Annotated in this window: 17 protein-coding genes; 8 read left to right on the top strand and 9 right to left on the bottom strand. The window is 70.9% G+C overall.

The window, feature by feature from the left end; translation table 11 throughout:
• The first annotated feature begins 129 nt into the window (after positions 1–129).
• From afsQ1 to P8T65_RS16640, 5 genes are all read left to right on the top strand, one after another.
• Positions 130–807, top strand: a complete 678-nt coding sequence (gene afsQ1, locus P8T65_RS16620) for a two-component system response regulator AfsQ1 (RefSeq protein ID WP_013001223.1) — start codon at positions 130–132, stop codon at positions 805–807.
• Complete coding sequence (locus P8T65_RS16625; RefSeq protein ID WP_399099056.1) at positions 705–2,405, top strand: ATP-binding protein; 1,701 nt, start codon at positions 705–707, stop codon at positions 2,403–2,405. The genes afsQ1 and P8T65_RS16625 overlap by 103 nt, the downstream gene beginning before the upstream one ends.
• Entirely contained in the window at positions 2,402–3,025 is a 624-nt protein-coding gene (locus P8T65_RS16630) for a hypothetical protein (protein WP_316726124.1), read from the top strand. Before P8T65_RS16625 ends, P8T65_RS16630 begins: the two co-directional genes overlap by 4 nt.
• A gap of 254 nt (positions 3,026–3,279) precedes the next feature.
• Positions 3,280–3,834, top strand: a complete 555-nt coding sequence (locus P8T65_RS16635; protein WP_316726125.1) for a VanZ family protein — start codon at positions 3,280–3,282, stop codon at positions 3,832–3,834.
• Between the two features lie 122 nt (positions 3,835–3,956).
• Entirely contained in the window at positions 3,957–4,157 is a 201-nt protein-coding gene (locus tag P8T65_RS16640; RefSeq protein WP_316726126.1) for a PspC domain-containing protein, read from the top strand.
• 105 nt (positions 4,158–4,262) lie between these two features.
• On the opposite strand, the gene P8T65_RS16645 is transcribed toward P8T65_RS16640, so the two are convergent.
• Positions 4,263–4,676, bottom strand: a complete 414-nt coding sequence (locus P8T65_RS16645) for an ATP-binding protein (protein WP_316726127.1) — start codon at positions 4,674–4,676, stop codon at positions 4,263–4,265.
• A 133-nt stretch (positions 4,677–4,809) separates the two neighbouring features.
• Complete coding sequence (locus P8T65_RS16650; protein WP_316726128.1) at positions 4,810–5,973, bottom strand: adenosine deaminase; 1,164 nt, start codon at positions 5,971–5,973, stop codon at positions 4,810–4,812.
• A gap of 113 nt (positions 5,974–6,086) precedes the next feature.
• Here P8T65_RS16650 and P8T65_RS16655 point away from each other — a divergent pair, with 113 nt between their 5' ends.
• Positions 6,087–6,857 carry an alpha/beta hydrolase gene (locus tag P8T65_RS16655; protein ID WP_316726129.1) on the top strand — a complete coding sequence of 257 codons (771 nt, stop codon included), beginning with the start codon at positions 6,087–6,089 and terminating at the stop codon, positions 6,855–6,857.
• Positions 6,858–6,932: 75 nt separating this feature from the next.
• Here the strand turns inward: P8T65_RS16655 and P8T65_RS16660 are convergent, their stop codons facing one another.
• The gene (locus P8T65_RS16660; protein WP_316726130.1) at positions 6,933–7,931 is read right to left on the bottom strand and encodes a LysR substrate-binding domain-containing protein; all 999 of its coding nucleotides are present in this window, start codon (positions 7,929–7,931) and stop codon (positions 6,933–6,935) included.
• 63 nt (positions 7,932–7,994) lie between these two features.
• Here P8T65_RS16660 and P8T65_RS16665 point away from each other — a divergent pair, with 63 nt between their 5' ends.
• Together P8T65_RS16665 and P8T65_RS16670 are read left to right on the top strand one after the other, a co-directional pair.
• Positions 7,995–9,260 carry an MFS transporter gene (locus P8T65_RS16665; protein WP_316726131.1) on the top strand — a complete coding sequence of 422 codons (1,266 nt, stop codon included), beginning with the start codon at positions 7,995–7,997 and terminating at the stop codon, positions 9,258–9,260.
• A gap of 360 nt (positions 9,261–9,620) precedes the next feature.
• On the top strand, positions 9,621–10,625 hold the full coding sequence (locus tag P8T65_RS16670; protein WP_316726132.1) for a sigma-70 family RNA polymerase sigma factor: 1,005 nt from the start codon (positions 9,621–9,623) through the stop codon (positions 10,623–10,625).
• On the opposite strand, the gene P8T65_RS16675 is transcribed toward P8T65_RS16670, so the two are convergent.
• From P8T65_RS16675 to P8T65_RS16700, 6 genes are all read right to left on the bottom strand, one after another.
• A complete protein-coding gene (locus P8T65_RS16675; protein WP_316726133.1) occupies positions 10,518–10,904 on the bottom strand; it encodes an STAS domain-containing protein in 387 nt (128 codons plus the stop codon). The two genes, P8T65_RS16670 and P8T65_RS16675, sit on opposite strands and share 108 nt — an antisense overlap.
• A 55-nt stretch (positions 10,905–10,959) precedes the next feature.
• Positions 10,960–12,243: a thymidine phosphorylase gene (locus tag P8T65_RS16680; RefSeq protein WP_316726134.1), complete on the bottom strand. Its 1,284-nt coding sequence runs from the start codon at positions 12,241–12,243 to the stop codon at positions 10,960–10,962.
• A 70-nt stretch (positions 12,244–12,313) separates the two neighbouring features.
• The gene (locus tag P8T65_RS16685; protein ID WP_184904314.1) at positions 12,314–12,721 is read right to left on the bottom strand and encodes a cytidine deaminase; all 408 of its coding nucleotides are present in this window, start codon (positions 12,719–12,721) and stop codon (positions 12,314–12,316) included.
• Positions 12,718–13,992: an ABC transporter permease gene (locus P8T65_RS16690; RefSeq protein ID WP_316726135.1), complete on the bottom strand. Its 1,275-nt coding sequence runs from the start codon at positions 13,990–13,992 to the stop codon at positions 12,718–12,720. The genes P8T65_RS16685 and P8T65_RS16690 overlap by 4 nt, the downstream gene beginning before the upstream one ends.
• Positions 13,989–15,125: an ABC transporter permease gene (locus P8T65_RS16695; RefSeq protein WP_184904318.1), complete on the bottom strand. Its 1,137-nt coding sequence runs from the start codon at positions 15,123–15,125 to the stop codon at positions 13,989–13,991. The genes P8T65_RS16690 and P8T65_RS16695 overlap by 4 nt, the downstream gene beginning before the upstream one ends.
• Entirely contained in the window at positions 15,125–16,699 is a 1,575-nt protein-coding gene (locus P8T65_RS16700) for an ABC transporter ATP-binding protein (RefSeq protein ID WP_316726136.1), read from the bottom strand. The genes P8T65_RS16695 and P8T65_RS16700 overlap by 1 nt, the downstream gene beginning before the upstream one ends.
• Positions 16,700–16,855: the final 156 nt, after the last annotated feature.

The following is a 16,855-nucleotide window of genomic DNA, read 5'->3' on the forward strand; positions in this document are numbered from 1 at the left end:
CCAGGCGAGGCACAGGTCGATCACAGAGAAGAGTCGTACAGCTACGCGAACGGCACGATCGTGTGCGGGTGTCGGGTGGGAGCGCTCCAGCGGTCGATTCGGCGCCATGCCATGGGCCAGAATGAGCCCGTGCCTTCCCTGTTGCTGATCGAGGACGACGACGCCATCCGCACGGCCCTGGAGCTCTCACTGACGCGCCAGGGGCACCGTGTCGCCACCGCCGCCACCGGCGAGGATGGTCTCAAGCTGCTGCGCGAACAGCGGCCGGATCTGATCGTTTTGGACGTGATGCTGCCCGGCATCGACGGCTTCGAGGTGTGTCGGCGGATCCGGCGCACCGACCAGCTGCCGATCATCCTGCTCACCGCGCGCAGCGACGACATCGACGTCGTGGTGGGCCTGGAGTCGGGTGCGGACGACTACGTGGTCAAGCCCGTGCAGGGGCGGGTGCTGGACGCCCGGATCCGCGCGGTGCTGCGGCGCGGTGAGCGCGAGGCCAACGACGCCGCGACCTTCGGCTCGCTCGTGATCGACCGCGCGGCGATGACCGTGACGAAGAACGGCGAGGACCTCCAGCTGACGCCCACCGAGCTGCGGCTGCTTCTTGAGCTGAGCCGCCGCCCCGGACAGGCCCTGTCCCGGCAGCAGTTGCTGCGTCTGGTGTGGGAGCACGACTACCTGGGCGACTCCCGCCTGGTGGACGCATGTGTACAGCGGCTGCGCGCCAAGGTCGAGGACGTACCGTCGTCGCCGACCCTGATCCGTACCGTGCGCGGCGTGGGCTACCGGTTGGACACGCCTCAGTGACGAAGGCCCGAGGGGGGATCCGCGGCTGGGCCGCGGTTCGCAGGACAGTGCAGTCCAGGATCCGTTTCACCAGTCTGCGGCTGCGTCTGGTGGTCGTCTTCGGCCTGGTGGCCCTCACGGCCGCCGTGTCGGCGTCCGGTATCGCCTATTGGCTCAACCGCGAGGCCGTGCAGACCCGCGCGCAGGACGCGGCGCTCAACGACTTCGAGCGTGAGATGCAGAGCCATGTGAGCACGCTGCGCCCGAACCCGACGCAGGACCAACTGCGCCTCGCGGCACGGAAGATGGCGGACGGCGGCGAGCGCTCCAGCGTGCTGCTGATCGCCGAGGGCGCCGACGGCGAGACGGTCTCCGGCTCCTCCACCGACAACGCGCTCACCGGTTTCTCGCTGGAGGACGTGCCCGCGTCCCTGCAGAAGGCCGTCAACAAGCGGCAGAAGCTGACCGGGGGCAACAAGCACGCGTACCACGTGTACTGGCAGCGGGTCATCGACGGCGACACCCCCTACCTGGTGGGCGGCGCGAAGATGATCGGCGGCGGGCCGACCGGCTACATGCGCAAGTCCCTCGCGGAGGAGGCGAAGGACCTCAACTCCCTCGCCTGGTCCCTCGGTATCGCCACGGGCCTGTCGCTGATCGGCTCGGCGCTGCTCGCGCAGGCCGCCGCGACCACGGTCCTGAAGCCGGTGCAGCGCCTCGGGGTGGCCGCCCGGCGCCTCGGCGAGGGCAAGCTCGACACCCGGCTGCGGGTCTCCGGTACGGACGAACTGGCCGACCTCTCCCGGACGTTCAACCTCGCGGCGGAGTCCCTGGAGAAGAAGGTGGACGACATGAGCGCCCGTGAGGAGGCCTCCCGCCGCTTCGTCGCCGACATGTCCCACGAACTCCGTACGCCGCTGACGGCGATCACCGCCGTCACGGAGGTGCTGGAGGAGGAGCTGGACGCCGACACCGGCAGCCTCGACCCCATGATCGAACCGGCGGTACGGCTCGTCGTCAGCGAGACCCGGCGCCTGAACGACCTGGTCGAGAACCTGATGGAGGTCACCCGCTTCGACGCGGGGACGGCCCGGCTCGTCCTGGACGACGTGGACATCGCCGACCAGATCACCGCCTGCATCGACGCCCGCGCCTGGCTGGACGCGGTGGAACTGGACGCCGAGCGCGGCATCATCATCAACCTGGACCCGCGCCGCCTGGACGTGATCCTGGCGAACCTGATCGGCAACGCGCTCAAGCACGGCGGCTCCCCGGTGCGCGTGTCGGTGCGCACGGAGGGCGAGAACCTGTTCATCGAGGTCCAGGACCACGGGCCCGGCATCCCCGAGGACGTCCTCCCGCACGTCTTCGACCGCTTCTACAAGGCGAGCGCCTCCCGCCCGCGCTCCGAGGGCAGCGGCCTCGGCCTGTCCATCGCCCTGGAGAACGCCCACATCCACGGCGGCGAGATCACCGCCGCCAACTCCCCCAAGGGCGGCGCGGTCTTCACCCTGCGCCTGCCCCGCGACGCGGCCTCCCTGGTCGCGCAGGAACGGGACGAGCGGGTCGGCGATCAGGGCGACAGCGGCCCGGCGGGCACCGAGGGGGACGGCCGGTGACGATACGAACCGTGCACGGCGTACGGCTCCTGGCGGCAACCGGGGCGCTCGTCGGCCTGCTCACCAGCTGCGGCATCCGGGCCACGCAGGTACCGACGGACTTCGGGCCGGCGCCTTCGATGGTGCCGTGCGAGCTGTCGGTGTCGGACATCGCGACCCAGGCCACCCCGTCCGGGATGCCGGTCGAGGTGTTCCTGCTCTGCTCGGGGGCGCTCGTCCGTGTCAACCGCTCGGTGCAGGTCGCAGAGGGCACCGAGGATGCGCAGCGGCGGGTCGTCGTCGCCCAGGGCCTGCTGGACGCCCTGGCCGGCGACCCCAGCGACGAGGAGGACGAGGTCGGCTACAGCACGGCCGTCCCGCCCGGCCTCACGGTGTCGGGCCCCGCCCCGGGCGACCCCGAGGACACCCTGCGCCTGTCCACCGCCCCCGGCTCCCTCCCGAAGTACGCCCTCGCCCAGATCGTCTGCACCTTCGCCGACTCCGCCGCCGCCGGCGACAACGGCTCGGTCGTCCTGGGCAGCACCGGCGCGGCCTCCCTACGCCGCTACGAGTGCACCCAGGAGACCCAGTCGGCCCCGGGAGAGGGCAACCCTCCTTCCGAGGAGATCGACGGGTCCTGACGGACGCCCACGGTCACGGGTTCACGAGCGAGTGCCTGTCCCGCCGACGCCCCCTTGACAGGCCCACTGCAACAGGGGGCGGCGAGTGAGCCGAAGGAGCGCGCCTGTGTCGAGACGGTGATCGCGCGCAGCGCCCGACGAAGGAGGGCCGAGCACGATCGCCGTCTCGACACAGGCTTCTGCGCCCCGGAGGCGAACCGAGCCCAAAAAAAGAAGGTGCAACCGATCGTGCCGGGGGCCGCGTCTTGGGGGGCGTGCAGCCTCAAGGTACGAACGGCCGTGGCGCCGGGGTCCGTGTCCGTGTGGCGGGGGGTGTCCTCCTCGCCGCACATCTCGCGGTCGTTGCCTGGATCACGCTGCGCCCGCTGGACGTCACCTGGATGAGTCCGGCGAATCTGCGGCCGTTCGCGGGGATCAGAGCGGATCTGGCGCTCGGCTGGCCGGAGGCGGCCCACCGCATCGGCGAGGGGCTGGCGCTGCTCGCCCCGCTGGGCGTCCTGCTGCCGATGCTGCACGGCAGGCTCGCCGTGTCGCCGCTCGCCTCGCTGGCCCGGTCGGTCGCGGCCGGGGCGCTGCTGTCGCTGGCCATCGAGCTGTTGCAGACCGGGGTGCCCGGTCAGGTCGTGGACATCGACTCGATCCTGCTGAACTCGGTCGGCGTGGGCCTCGCCCATGTCGCGGTCGTACCGGCGCTCAGGTCGGCGTTGCGGCGGAGGGCGAAGACGCGGGTGGGGGCGGCCCGGTTGCTCCCCGAGGAGCTGTCTCAGGGTCGGACCCCGACGATTCCCAGGGTGGGGATGGCCCCATAGAGGGATGCTTCGTCCGGTTCGTCGCCGTAGCGTCGAAGGTGTGGAAAGGAGAGCGGGCCGCTTCGAGGTCCCGTCCCACCGTCGGCCTCCGGTCGACGTCCTACGCTGACGAAGGAGCCCTCATGAGCCGCCTTGCCCGCCCCACCGAAGGCCGGATGATCGGCGGAGTGTGCGCCGCGCTGGCACGGCGCTTCGGCACCTCCGCGACCACGATGCGCGTGATCTTCCTGGTGTCGTGTCTGCTTCCGGGCCCGCAGTTCCTGCTGTACATAGCCCTCTGGATTCTGTTCCCCTCCGAGGGCAAGACCCGCGCGGCCTGGTGACGCGCGCCGGACCGGCGGCCGACCACGACCGCCGGCCTCCCGGTGCACATACCGACGGGGCGCCCCCTGTGAAGGGTGCGCCCCGTACGGGTGTCGCGAGGCGCCTCAGGCGGCGGGGCCGCCGCCGAGGGGCAGGCCGTTGGCGCCGAGGCCCTTGGCGGGGAGGGTCTTGGCGGGGAGGGTCTTGGCGGGGAGGGTCTTGGCGGGGAGGGTCTTGGCGGGGAGGCCGCCGAGCAGTCCGGCGGCGGGGGCGGTGGGACCCTCGGCGAGGACGTTGTTGGCGGCGGGCTGGGCGGCTTCGAGGCCGGCGCCGAGCGCGCTCTGACCCTGGGCGAGGGCGCCGGAGGCGGTCGGCGGCACCTTCGAGACGTTCTCCACGGGCAGTGCCTGGGTGACGGTGCCCAGGGCCTGGGAGGCGTCGGGGACACCCGGTGCGGCGTTCGCGGCGCCCGCGCCGGCGGCGGCGATGGCGGCACCGACGACGGCGACACCGAGGGTCTTGGCAGCAGACTGCTTCATGTTGAATGCGTCCTTGGAATGCGTTTGGCGGGTGGTGAGCGGTGCCGAAACGTAAACACCAAAGTCCCACCGGAGGCAAACATCGAAAAGCGGCCGCGTCGCCGTCGGCGCGACCGCTTCCCGATGACGCCGCTCAGCCCTTTTCTTCCACAGAACCACTGGTGGAAGCCGTCTGACGGAACAGCCATTCGGATTTCAACTCGGCGTATCCGGGCTTGATCACGTCATTGATCATGGCCAGTCGTTCATCGAAAGGAATGAATGCCGACTTCATAGCATTGACCGAGAACCACTGCATGTCGTCGAGCGTGTAACCGAAAGCGTCGACAAGGTGCTCGAATTCGCGGCTCATGCTGGTGTGGGACATCAGCCGGTTGTCGGTGTTCACGGTGGCCCGGAAGTGCAGTCGCCGCAGCAGCCCGATGGGGTGCTCGGCGTACGAACGGGCCGCGCCGGTCTGGAGGTTGGAGCTGGGGCACAGCTCCAGCGGGATGCGCTTGTCGCGGACGTAGGAGGCGAGGCGGCCGAGCTTCACGGAGCCGTCCTCGTGGACCTGGATGTCGTCGATGATGCGGACGCCGTGGCCGAGCCGGTCGGCGCCGCACCACTGCAGGGCCTGCCAGATGGAGGGCAGCCCGAAGGCTTCACCGGCGTGGATGGTGAAGTGGTTGTTCTCGCGCTTGAGGTACTCGAAGGCGTCGAGGTGGCGGGTGGGCGGGTAGCCGGCCTCGGCCCCCGCGATGTCGAAGCCGACGACGCCCAGGTCGCGGTAGCGGTTGGCGAGTTCGGCGATCTCCAGGGCGCGGGCCGCGTGCCGCATGGCGGTGAGCAGGGCGCCTACGCGGATGCGGTGGCTGTCGGCCCTGGCCCGCCGTTCACCTTCCCGAAAGCCCTCGTTGACGGCCTCGACGACCTCTTCGAGGGTGAGGCCGCCTTCGAGGTGTTGCTCCGGGGCGTAGCGGATCTCGGCGTAGACGACGCCGTCGGCGGCGAGGTCCTCGGCGCACTCGGCGGCGACGCGGAAGAGGGCGTCGCGGGTCTGCATGACGGCGACGGTGTGGGAGAAGGTCTCCAGGTACCGCTCCAGCGAGCCGGAGTCGGCGGCCTCGCGGAACCAGAGGCCGAGCCGGTCGGCGTCGGTCTCGGGGAGCTGGGAGTACCCGCTGTCGCGGGCGAGTTCGACGACGGTTCCGGGGCGCAGGCCGCCGTCGAGGTGGTCGTGCAGCAGAACCTTGGGCGCCCGGCGGATCTGGTCCGAGTCCGGGGTGTTACCGGTCGGGTCGGTCTGGTTCGTCATTTTCGTACGATATCTCCTACGCGCGTAGAGCGCCTGTCGGGCAGATTCGTCGATACCCAACGGTGACCCTCAGGACGGGTGGCGTACACCATCTCTTCTGACACTGTTCTGTCATGGCGCAGCAAGCAATGCCGGTACGTACGCCCCGACTTGGGCGGACGATCGGCCCGGAGCCGAGCACGGTCAGCGGGGTCGTCCTGCTGCTCCCGGCCGGCGACGAGGCATCCACCCGCAGACCCTCCCCCATGATCGCGACGGCGTCCGTGCGCGCCCTCGGCCGCCGACTCGCCCGCGCGGGCCGCGCAGAGGGGCTGGCCACGCATGTCGTGCACTACCGCTACCGAGGATGGAACGGCTCTCAGGCGCGGCTGGCGCGGGACGCCGAGTGGGCCGCGGACGAGGTCGTCCGGCGTTACGGAGACGTCCCGGTGTGTCTCGCCGGGCTCCACATGGGGGCGCGGGCCGCGCTGCACGCGGGCGGGCACGAGGCCGTCAACTCCGTGCTGGCCATCGCTCCCTGGTTGCCCGAGGAGGATGTGGCGGCGCCGCCCGAACCGGTGAAACAGCTGGCCGGGCGGCGGGTGCTGATCGTGCACGGGACGAACGACGAGCGGGTGGATCCCGAGTTGTCGTTCCGGTACGCGGCGCGGGCGAAGAAGACGAACCCCGACATCTGCCGGTTCGAGGTGCACGCGGATCGGCACGGGTTGACGCAGTACCGGGACGAGGTGCACGCGTTGGCCGCGGATTTCGTGATGGGGGTGTTGTTCGGGCGGGCGTTCGCGCGGCCTGTGGAGGACGCGCTCGCGGCGCCGCCGCCGTTGGGGTTGCGGATGCCGCTTGCCTCCGGCTTCGGGGGGGCTCGCTCGCAGAGGGGTGTCTGAGGTTCGTTGCGCGACCGCGGGTTCGGTGGGGCTTCTCGCGCAGTTCCCCGCGCCCCTGAGGGGCGCGGCTGCGGCTCAGCTGCTCAGCAAGTTGCCCCTTCTCGACAGCAGGAACTTCTTGAAGGCTGCCACCGGGGGTGTGTCCGGGTGGCCGTCGAGCCAGGCGACGCCGATTTCGCGGGCCGCTCTCGGGGCCGTGACCGTCAGCTCCACCACTCCCGGCCGGGGGACGGCGGGGGGCGGGAGGAGCGCCACGCCCAGGCCCGCCGCCACCAGGCCCCGTAGGGTCTCCGCCTCCTCGCCCTCGAAGGCGATACGGGGTTTGAAGCCGGCCTCCTTGCAGAGGTCGTCGGTGATGCGGCGCATGCCGTAGCCGGGTTCGAGGGTGACGAAGGTTTCGTCGGCGGCCTCGGCGAGGCGGACGCGTTTGCGGGCGGCGAGGCGGTGGTCGGCGGGGACGACGAGGCGGAGCTTCTGTTCGTCGAGGCGGCGGGCGACCAGGTCGGGGGCGTCCGGGACGGGCGAGGTGAGGCAGAGGTCGAGTTCGCCCGCGCGCAGGCGCTCCAGCATGGCCTCGCCGTAGTTCTGGACGAGGCTGAAGCGGACGCGGGGGTGCTCGGCGCGGAAGGCCTGGAGGAGGCCGGGGACGGTCTCGGCGCCCATGGTGTGCAGGAAGCCGAAGGCGACCTTGCCGGTGGCGGGGTCGGCGTCGGCGCGGACCTCGTCGGCGGCGCGTTCGATCTCGGTGAGGGCGCGCTCGACGGAGGTGTGGAAGGTGCGGCCGGCGTGGGTGAGGGAGACCGTGCGCCCCCGGCGGGCGAACAGGTCGACGCCCAGGTCCTGTTCCAGGCGGACCATCGCCCGTGACAGCGTCGACTGCGGGACCCGCATCTCCTGCGCGGCCCGGGTGACGTGCTCGGTGCGGGCGACCCCGGCGAAGTAGGCGAGGCGGGGGGCGAGCCGCAGGACGATCTCCTCGATGTCCCCGCCCTGGTCGCCGTGCCCGGTGTGCTCGATGTCTTCTGTGTCACCGGACAGCGACAGCCGCGACCCTGACCTCTGCTGATGCTTCATGGGAACGATTATGACCGTTCCATGCATTGGACGGATGAATAGCGGCGTACGTAGTTTCGAGGCATGCCTTCCGCGAGTACCGAGGCGCCCACCAGCGTGGGCGCCGGATCAGTCATCACCCCCATCGATTCCCGTGTGGCCCCGGGCGGGCCCGGCTACCGGCGGATGAGCCTCGCGCTGTTCCTCGCGGGTGTCGCGACCTTCGCCCTCCTCTACTCCACGCAGGCGCTGCTGCCGTTGATCTCCGACGGTTTCGGAACGACGGCGAGCGCGGCCAGTTGGACGGTGTCGGCGGCGACGGGTGCGCTGGCGCTGTTCGTGCTGCCGATGAGCGCCCTGTCGGAGCGGTTCGGGCGGCGGACGTTGATGACCGCGTCGCTGGCGGTCGCGGTGACGGTCGGGCTGCTGATCCCCTTCGCGCCCTCGCTGGGGGCGCTCGTGGTGCTGCGGGCCGTGCAGGGTGCCGCGCTGGCCGGGGTGCCGGCCTCGGCCACCGCCTACCTCGCCGAGGAGGTGCGACCCAAGGCGCTCATCACCGCGATCGGTCTCTTCGTCGCCGGCAACAGCGTCGGCGGCATGAGCGGTCGGGTCGTCACCGGGTGGGTCGCCCAGGAGTGGGGCTGGCGGGTCGCGCTGGGCGTGCTCGGGGTGGTCGCGGTCGGCTGCGCGGTGGCCTTCCGGCTGCTGCTGCCCGCGCCGAGGCACTTCGTGGCCGGGTCGCTGCGGCCCGCGGTGCTGGGCCGTACGGTCCGGGCGCACCTCGCCAACCCGCTGCTGCGTCGGTTGTACGCGATCGGCGCGCTGTTCATGACCGTCTTCGGGGCGGTGTACACGGTGATCGGCTACCGACTGACCGACGCGCCGTTCTCCCTGCCGCAGGGGGTCATCGGGTCGATCTTCCTGGTGTATCTGGTGGGCACGGTGTCGGCGTCGACCGCCGGGAAGCTGGTGGGCAGGCTGGGGCGCCGGGGCACGCTGTATCTGGCGGGCGGTACGACGACCGCCGGTCTGCTGGTGTCGCTGTCCGACTCGCTCCCGCTGGTCCTGCTCGGACTCGTCCTGATCACCGCCGGGTTCTTCGCCGGGCACGCCGCCGCGTCGTCGGCGGTGAGTCACACGGCGAAGGAGGGGCGGGCTCAGGCGTCGGCGCTGTATCAGTCGGCGTACTACGTGGGTTCCAGCGCGGGCAGCACGCTGGGGGCGGTGGCCTTCCATGCGGGCGGCTGGGGCGGGACGGTCGCCCTGGGGCTGCTGGCGGTTTTGGGGGTCGTGGGGATCACGGTGGTGGGGTCCCACGCGGCGCGGCGGGCCCCGGTCCCGGTTCACTGAGGTTCTTCGCCCCCGCCGCCCCTACCCGTCCCATCCAGAAGGGGCTGCGCCCCTTCGACCCCCTTTCGCGCTCCGCGCGGGGTGGGTGGGTCAGCGCGGGTCCGGTGGGGGTTCTCGCGCAGTTCCCCGCGCCCCTGAAAAGCAGGGGCTGCGCCCCGTGCTTTTCGGCCCGAAAGGGCCGGAGGCCCTTCAGGGGCGCGGGGAACTGCGCGACCGGCCCCCACCGGACCCGCGGACGACCGAGCCCCCCTGAACTGCACCTTCACCCCTTCGCCAGGCCGTTGTCAGTGGGCTGCGATAGCTTCCGAGGTGGTGCGCAAGGGTGCGTGCGACGGAGTGAGCCACAGGGGTGGGTTGGCCATGAGCGACGGTACGGCGACGGCGGAACTGGACGTCCGGCTGGAGAAACACCGGGTCGAGCTGACCGGGTACTGCTATCGGATGCTGGGGTCGTCCTTCGAGGCCGAGGACGCCGTGCAGGACACGATGATCAGGGCCTGGCGGAGTTACGAGAAGTTCGAGGGGCGGTCCTCCCTGCGGTCCTGGCTCTACCGGATCGCCACGAACGTCTGTCTCGACATGCTGACCGCGGGGAACAAGCGGGCCCGGCCCATGGATCTCACCGACTCGACGCCGCTCGCGCAGGCCGCCCTCTCCCCCCGCCCCGACAACACCTGGCTGGAGCCGGTGCCGGACGCCCGGGTGCTGCCGACCACCGACGATCCGGCGGAGGCCGCCGTGGCCAAGGAGTCCGTGCGGCTGGCGTTCGTCGCGGCGCTGCAGAAGCTGCCGTCCAAGCAGCGGGCGGTGCTCATCCTGCGCGAGGTGCTGGCGTGGAAGGCCGGCGAGGTCGCCGAGCTGCTGGACACGTCCGTGGCCTCGGTGAACAGCGCTCTCCAGCGGGCCCGCGCGACCCTCGCCGAGGGCGAGGGGAAGGTCGCGCCGGCCGATGTCTCCGACCCGCTCGACGACGAGCAGCAGAAGCTGCTGGAGCGCTATGTGGCCGCCTTCGAGGGGTACGACATGGCGGCACTGACGGCCCTGCTGCACGAGGACGCGGTCATGACGATGCCGCCGTTCGACCTGTGGCTGACCGGCACCGGCGACATCACCGGCTTCATGACCACGCTCGGCGCGCCCTGCGCCGGATCGCACCTCGTGCCGGTCGCGGTCAACGGGCTGCCGGGCTTCGCGCAGTACAAGCCGGACCCGGAGAAGGGCGGCTTCAGCGCATGGGCGGTGCAGGCGCTGGAGATATCAGAGGGCCGGATCGCCGGATTCCACTGCTTCCTCGACACCGCCCGCTGGTTCCCCCTCTTCGGCCTGCCCCTCCACCTCGAAGGCAAGCCCGACCAGGCCCAGTAGCGCGCACAGCGCCGGGTCGGGGTCCCGCAGCCGTATGCGGCCCCCGGCCCGGCGGGCGGTGAGCTGCATCCGCGCCAGTACGTCGACGACGGCCAGGCCCGGCGGTCCGACACCGGCGACGTCGCACACCACGGTCCCGCCCCCGGTCTCCGCCAGTCGCGCGCGTACCTCGGCACAGAGCCGAGGCGTCTCGTCCCGGGTGACGGGGCCTGGCAGCACGAGTACGGCGGGTGTCGTCGCGTCCACGATCGGTAGACCGGGGAGCGTCCCGGAACTCATCGCGGAGGCGACCACACTCGCCGTGACCTGCCCGGATCCGCCGGGCTCGGCCGTCTCAGGCGATGCGGTCCAGCACGATCGGGGTCGGGGAGTACGCGGTGCCGGGGGCCGCGATGTCGTACGACCCCCGCACGGCCTCCAGGGCGTAGTCGAAGCGCTCGGGCGTGTCGGTGTGCAGCGTCAGCAGGGGCTGGCCCTCGGTGACCGTGTCGCCGGGCTTGGCGTGCAGCTCGACGCCGGCAGCGGCCTGGACCGGGTCCTCCTTGCGGGCGCGTCCGGCGCCCAGGCGCCAGGCGGCGATGCCGATGTCGTACGCGTCCAGGCGGGTCAGGACCCCGGAGGCGGTCGCCGTGACCACGTGCTGCTCGCGCGAGGTCGGCAGCGGGGCGTCCGGGTCGCCGCCCTGGGCGGCGATCATGCGGCGCCAGGCGTCCATCGCCGAGCCGTCGGCCAGGGCCTTCGCCGGGTCGGTGTCCTTCACCCCGGCCGCGTCGAGCATTTCGCGGGCGAGGGCGACGGTCAGCTCGACGACGTCCGCCGGGCCGCCGCCCGCCAGGACCTCGACCGACTCGCGGACTTCGAGGGCGTTGCCGGCGGTGAGACCGAGGGGGGTCGACATGTCCGTCAGGAGGGCGACGGTCTTCACCCCGTGGTCGGTGCCGAGGCCGACCATCGTCGACGCCAGTTCCCGCGCGTCCTCGATGGTCTTCATGAAGGCGCCGGTGCCGACCTTCACGTCCAGGACGAGGGACCCCGTACCCTCGGCGATCTTCTTCGACATGATCGAGGAGGCGATCAGCGGGATGGCCTCGACCGTGCCCGTGACGTCGCGGAGCGCGTAGAGCTTCTTGTCCGCCGGGGCCAGGCCGTCGCCCGCCGCGCAGATGACCGCGCCGACCTCGTCCAGGACGTTCAGCATTTCCTCGTTGGAGAGCAGGGCGCGCCAGCCGGGGATGGACTCCAGCTTGTCCAGGGTGCCGCCGGTGTGGCCGAGGCCCCGGCCGGAGAGCTGCGGTACCGCCGCGCCGCAGGCCGCCACCAGCGGTGCCAGGGGCAGGGTGATCTTGTCGCCGACGCCGCCCGTGGAGTGTTTGTCGGCGGTGGGACGGGACAGGGACGAGAAGTCCATGCGCTCGCCGGAGGCGATCATCGCGGCCGTCCAGCGGGCGATCTCGCGGCGGTCCATGCCGTTGAGGAGGATCGCCATGTTGAGGGCGGCCATCTGGTAGTCGGCGACCTCGCCGCGGGTGTACGCGTCGATGACCCAGTCGATCTGCTCGTCGCTGAGCTCGCCGCGGTCCCGCTTGGTGCGGATGACTGAGATGGCGTCCATGGCCATGGCTGTCCTTCCAAAGATCTGCGAAAGTGCGCGGCCCCTCCGACCGTTCGTCAGAGGGGCCGCACGGGAGTCACTTGGTGAGATGGCCCGGGCCGAAGGCCTGGGGCAGCATCTCCGAGAGGGGCAGGATTCCCGCCGGGGTCTCCAGCAACAGGCCGGGGCCGCCGAACTCGTACAGCAGTTGTCGGCAGCGGCCGCAGGGCACGAGGATCTCGCCCTTGCCGTCGACGCAGGTGAAGTGCGTCAGCCGGCCGCCGCCGGTGCGCTGCAGCTCCGAGACCAGTCCGCACTCGGCGCACAGACCGAGGCCGTACGAGGCGTTCTCGACGTTGCAGCCGGAGACCGTGCGGCCGTCGTCGACACGGGCGGCCACGCCCACCGGGTAGCCCGAGTACGGGGCGTACGCGTGGGACATGGCGTCCCGCGCGAGGGCGCGCAGCTCGTCCCAGTCGGCCTCGGCCGGTGCGCCGGCGGTCACTTGCCCTGGCCCTTGCGGTACGGCAGTCCGTCCGCCTTCGGCATCCGCAGCCGCTGTGCGGAGAGCGCGAGGACGATCAGGGTGATGACGTACGGCGTGGCGGCGACGACCTGGTTCGGGACCTCGTTGGTGGTCGCGTACCAGGCGTAGACCAGGGCGCCGATGACGAAGGTGATCGCGGCCGGGACGTACTTCTTGCGCACGGCCTGCCAGATCGCGCCGATGATCAGCAGGAGGGCACCGAGGAGCAGCAGGGCGTGGACGTTCTCGGAGCCGCCGCGCAGGTTGAGGCTGTCGGTGTAGCCGAAGAGGCCGGCACCGAGGGCGAGGCCGCCCGGCATCCAGTTGCCGAAGATCATCGCCGCGAGACCGATGAAGCCGCGGCCGCTGGTCTGGCCCTCCAGGTAGAAGGGGTTGGCGACGATGGAGAGGAAGGCTCCGCCGAGGCCGGCCAGACCGCCGGAGATGATCACAGCGAGGTACTTGTACTTGTAGACGTTGACGCCGAGGGACTCGGCGGCGATGGGGTTCTCACCGCAGGAGCGCAGGCGCAGACCGAAGGCGGAGCGCCACAGGATCCACCAGGTGGCGGGGATCAGTGCGACGGCGACGAGGGTCAGCCACGAGACGTTGGTGACCAGACCGCCGAGCAGCCCGGCGAGGTCGGAGATGAAGAACCAGCCCTTGGAGTTGAGTTCGCTCAGCGCGTCCGACAGTCCGGGGATGGTGAAGTCGCCGATGGACTCGACCGGCGGGGACTGCTTGGCCGAACCGCCCTGGTGGCCCTCGAAGGCGAGGGGGGCCAGGTAGCGGGTGGCGCCGAGGGCGAGGATGTTGATGGCCACACCGGAGACGATGTGGTTGACGTTGAAGGTGACGGTGACGAAGGCGTGCAGCAGGCCGCCGATCGCGCCGCCGGCGATGCCGACCAGGACGCCGGTCCACGGGCCGTACTGGAAGCCGGCCCAGGCACCGAACCAGGTGCCGAGGATCATCATGCCTTCGAGGCCGATGTTGACGACGCCCGCGCGCTCGGCCCACAGACCGCCGAGACCGGCGAGGCCGATCGGGACGGCCAGCTCCAGCGCGGTGGACATCTGGCTCACGTTGGTGATGCCGTCGGCGCCGGTGATGATGCGGACGATCGAGGTGAGTGCCAGGACGCCGGCGATGACCAGCAGCAGCACGGGCAGCGACATCTTGCGGCCGGTCGGGGCGGTCGGCTCCAGCGAGGGCTGGTTGAGGTCGGTCGCGGTGGTGCTCGTGGTCATCGGCCCGACACCTCCTTCTTGACGTTGTTGTTGTCGGAGGCGTCCGCGCCGAGGACGTTCCCGGCGGCGAGTTCGGCGCCGACCCGGCGCTGCTGCCGGCGCAGGCCCCACTCGCGGACGGTCTCGTAGGAGACGACGACCGAGAGCACGATCAGGCCCTGCATGATGACCGCGATCTCCTTGTCGTAGCCGTGGAAGTCCAGCTCCGGGGAGGCCTTGTCGAGCCAGGCCCACAGCAGGGCGGCGAAGGCGATGCCGACGGGGCTGTTCCGGCCGAGGAGGGCGATGCCGATACCGAGGAAGCCGATACCGGTGGGGAAGTTGAGGCTGTAGGTGTGGGTGTCGCCGAGCAGGATCGGCAGGCCCGCGAGGCCCGCGACACCGCCGGAGATCAGCATGGCGGTGAGGACCATGCGCTTGGGGTCGACACCGCTGGCCGCGGCGGCCGACTCCGAGGCGCCGGAGGCGCGCAGGTCGAAGCCGAAGCGGGTGCGGTTGATGACGATCCAGTAGCCGACGCCGAGGAGGACGGCGAGGAGGACCAGGCCGTAGATCTCGCCGGCCTTGCCCATGTCGATGCCGGGCACCCAGCCCGACTCGGCCATCTCGCCGGTGGTGTTGTTGTTGCCGACCTTGACGCCGAAGACGTTCGGCAGCCAGAGGTAGCCGATGACGGAGGTCGCGATCGCGTTCAGCATGATCGAGGAGACGACCTCGCTGACGCCGCGGGTGACCTTGAGGACACCGACGATGGAGGCCCAGAACGCGCCGGTGCAGATCGCGGTGAGCATCAGCAGCGGGATCTGGAGGGCGGCCGGCAGGTCCATGTGGGCGCCGACGATCGCGGTGATCATGGCACCGAGGAGGTACTGGCCGTCGACACCGATGTTGAACAGGTTCATCCGGAAGCCGATGGCCACCGCGAGGGCCGCGATGTAGTACAGCGAGGCCTGGTTGATGATCCGGACCTGGATGTCGGAGAACGTGGCCTGCTCGAACATGATCGTGAACGGCTCGACCGGGTTCTTGCCGGAGGCCAGCAGCACGATCGCGGTCAGCGCGAAGGCCACGGCGAGCGCGAGGACCGGTCCGGCCACCGCGAGGAGCACGCGCTCCTTGTCGAACTTCTTCATCAGCGGGCCTCGTCTTCCTCGGACCCGGACGCGGACTCGTCCGCCGAGGTCTCGGGGGTCTCTTCGTGTTCGAGGTGGCCGGCGGCGGCACCGGTCATGGCCGAGCCCAGCTCCTCGGGGGTGATGGTGGCCGGGTCGGCGTCGGCGACCAGCTTGCCGTTGTAGATCACCCGGAGGGTGTCGGACAGGCCGATCAGCTCGTCCAGGTCAGCGGAGATCAGCAGCACGGCCAGGCCCTCGCGGCGGGCCTCGCGGATCTGGTCCCAGATCTGGGCCTGCGCTCCGACGTCCACACCACGGGTGGGGTGGGCGGCGATCAGGAAGCGCGGCTTGTGGCTCATCTCGCGGCCGACGATCAGCTTCTGCTGGTTGCCGCCGGAGAGGGAGGCGGCGGTGACGTCGATGCCAGGGGTGCGGACGTCGTACTCGGCGACGATCCGGCGGGTGTCCTCCTGGGCGGCCTTCGGGTCGAGCCAGACGCCCTTGGCGTTGGGCCGCTCGGTCACATGGCCGAGGATACGGTTCTCCCAGAGGGGGGCCTCCAGGAGCAGACCGTGCCGGTGGCGGTCCTCGGGGATGTAGCCGACGCCCTGCTCGCGGCGCTTGCGGGTGGCCCAGGTGGTGATCTCCTCGTCGGCGAGCGAGATCGTGCCGGAGTCGGCGGACTTCAGGCCGATGAGGGCGTCGACCAGCTCGGTCTGGCCGTTGCCCTCGACGCCGGCCAGGCCCAGGACCTCGCCCGCGTGGATGGTGAAGGAGATGTCGTCGAGCAGCGCCTTGCCGCCGACGGCCTCCAGCCGGAGGTCCTTGACGGTGAGGACGGGGCGGTCGGTCACCGTGGACTCGGCCGTCTCCGGGGTGGGCAGTTCGCTGCCGACCATCAGCTCGGCGAGCTGGCGCGGGGTGGTCTCGGCGGGGACGGCCGTGCCGACGGTCGTGCCGCGCCGGATGACGGTGATCTCGTCGGCGACGGAGAGCACCTCGCCCAGCTTGTGCGAGATGAAGATGACCGCGAGGCCCTGCGCCTTGAGTTCACGCAGGTTGGCGAAGAGGGAGTCGACCTCCTGGGGCACCAGGACGGCGGTCGGCTCGTCCAGGATGAGCGTGCGGGCGCCCCGGTAGAGGACCTTGAGGATCTCCACGCGCTGGCGCTCGGCGACGCCCAGTTCCTCGACCAGGACGTCGGGGCGGACTCCGAAGCCGTACCGCTCGGAGATCTCCTTGATCTTGCGGCGGGCCTTGGCGCCGATGCCGTGGAGCTTCTCGCTGCCGAGGACCACGTTCTCCAGGACCGTGAGGTTGTCGGCGAGCATGAAGTGCTGGTGCACCATGCCGATGCCGCGCGCGATGGCGTCGGCCGGGGAGGAGAACGAGACCTGTTCGCCGTCGACCGCGATGGTGCCCTCGTCCGGCTTCTGCATGCCGTAGAGGATCTTCATCAGGGTCGACTTGCCGGCGCCGTTCTCCCCGACGAGAGCGTGGACGGTGCCCTTGCGGACGGTCAGGTGGATGTCGTGGTTGGCCACGACGCCGGGGAATCGCTTGGTGATCCCGGCGAGTTCGACGGCGGTCACCGAGTCGTTGACCGCCGCGTCGGCCGGAGGGCTGCTGGACGCGTTGATGGCGCACTCTCCTGGGAAAGGGGGGTCGTCTACGCGCGTAGCGCCCCTACGGCATCGAAATTGGGCGGCGACGCACCGGGACAACGGGGTACAGGGAGCGATACTCCC

This window comes from Streptomyces sp. 11x1 (genome assembly GCF_032598905.1).
Taxonomy (GTDB): domain Bacteria; phylum Actinomycetota; class Actinomycetes; order Streptomycetales; family Streptomycetaceae; genus Streptomyces.

What these genes read in the sequence shown, in the direction of transcription:
- P8T65_RS16680 (WP_316726134.1), bottom strand. Translation starts at nt 12,243, where the DNA reads ATGGCCATGGACGCCATCTCAGTCATCCGCACCAAGCGGGACCGCGGC.
- P8T65_RS16655 (WP_316726129.1), top strand. Translation starts at nt 6,087, where the DNA reads ATGGCGCAGCAAGCAATGCCGGTACGTACGCCCCGACTTGGGCGGACG.
- P8T65_RS16675 (WP_316726133.1), bottom strand. Translation starts at nt 10,904, where the DNA reads ATGAGTTCCGGGACGCTCCCCGGTCTACCGATCGTGGACGCGACGACA.
- P8T65_RS16665 (WP_316726131.1), top strand. Translation starts at nt 7,995, where the DNA reads ATGCCTTCCGCGAGTACCGAGGCGCCCACCAGCGTGGGCGCCGGATCA.
- P8T65_RS16650 (WP_316726128.1), bottom strand. Translation starts at nt 5,973, where the DNA reads ATGACGAACCAGACCGACCCGACCGGTAACACCCCGGACTCGGACCAG.
- P8T65_RS16640 (WP_316726126.1), top strand. Translation starts at nt 3,957, where the DNA reads ATGAGCCGCCTTGCCCGCCCCACCGAAGGCCGGATGATCGGCGGAGTG.
- P8T65_RS16660 (WP_316726130.1), bottom strand. Translation starts at nt 7,931, where the DNA reads ATGAAGCATCAGCAGAGGTCAGGGTCGCGGCTGTCGCTGTCCGGTGAC.
- P8T65_RS16645 (WP_316726127.1), bottom strand. Translation starts at nt 4,676, where the DNA reads ATGAAGCAGTCTGCTGCCAAGACCCTCGGTGTCGCCGTCGTCGGTGCC.
- P8T65_RS16670 (WP_316726132.1), top strand. Translation starts at nt 9,621, where the DNA reads ATGAGCGACGGTACGGCGACGGCGGAACTGGACGTCCGGCTGGAGAAA.
- P8T65_RS16695 (WP_184904318.1), bottom strand. Translation starts at nt 15,125, where the DNA reads ATGAAGAAGTTCGACAAGGAGCGCGTGCTCCTCGCGGTGGCCGGACCG.
- P8T65_RS16625 (WP_399099056.1), top strand. Translation starts at nt 705, where the DNA reads ATGTGTACAGCGGCTGCGCGCCAAGGTCGAGGACGTACCGTCGTCGCC.
- P8T65_RS16690 (WP_316726135.1), bottom strand. Translation starts at nt 13,992, where the DNA reads ATGACCACGAGCACCACCGCGACCGACCTCAACCAGCCCTCGCTGGAG.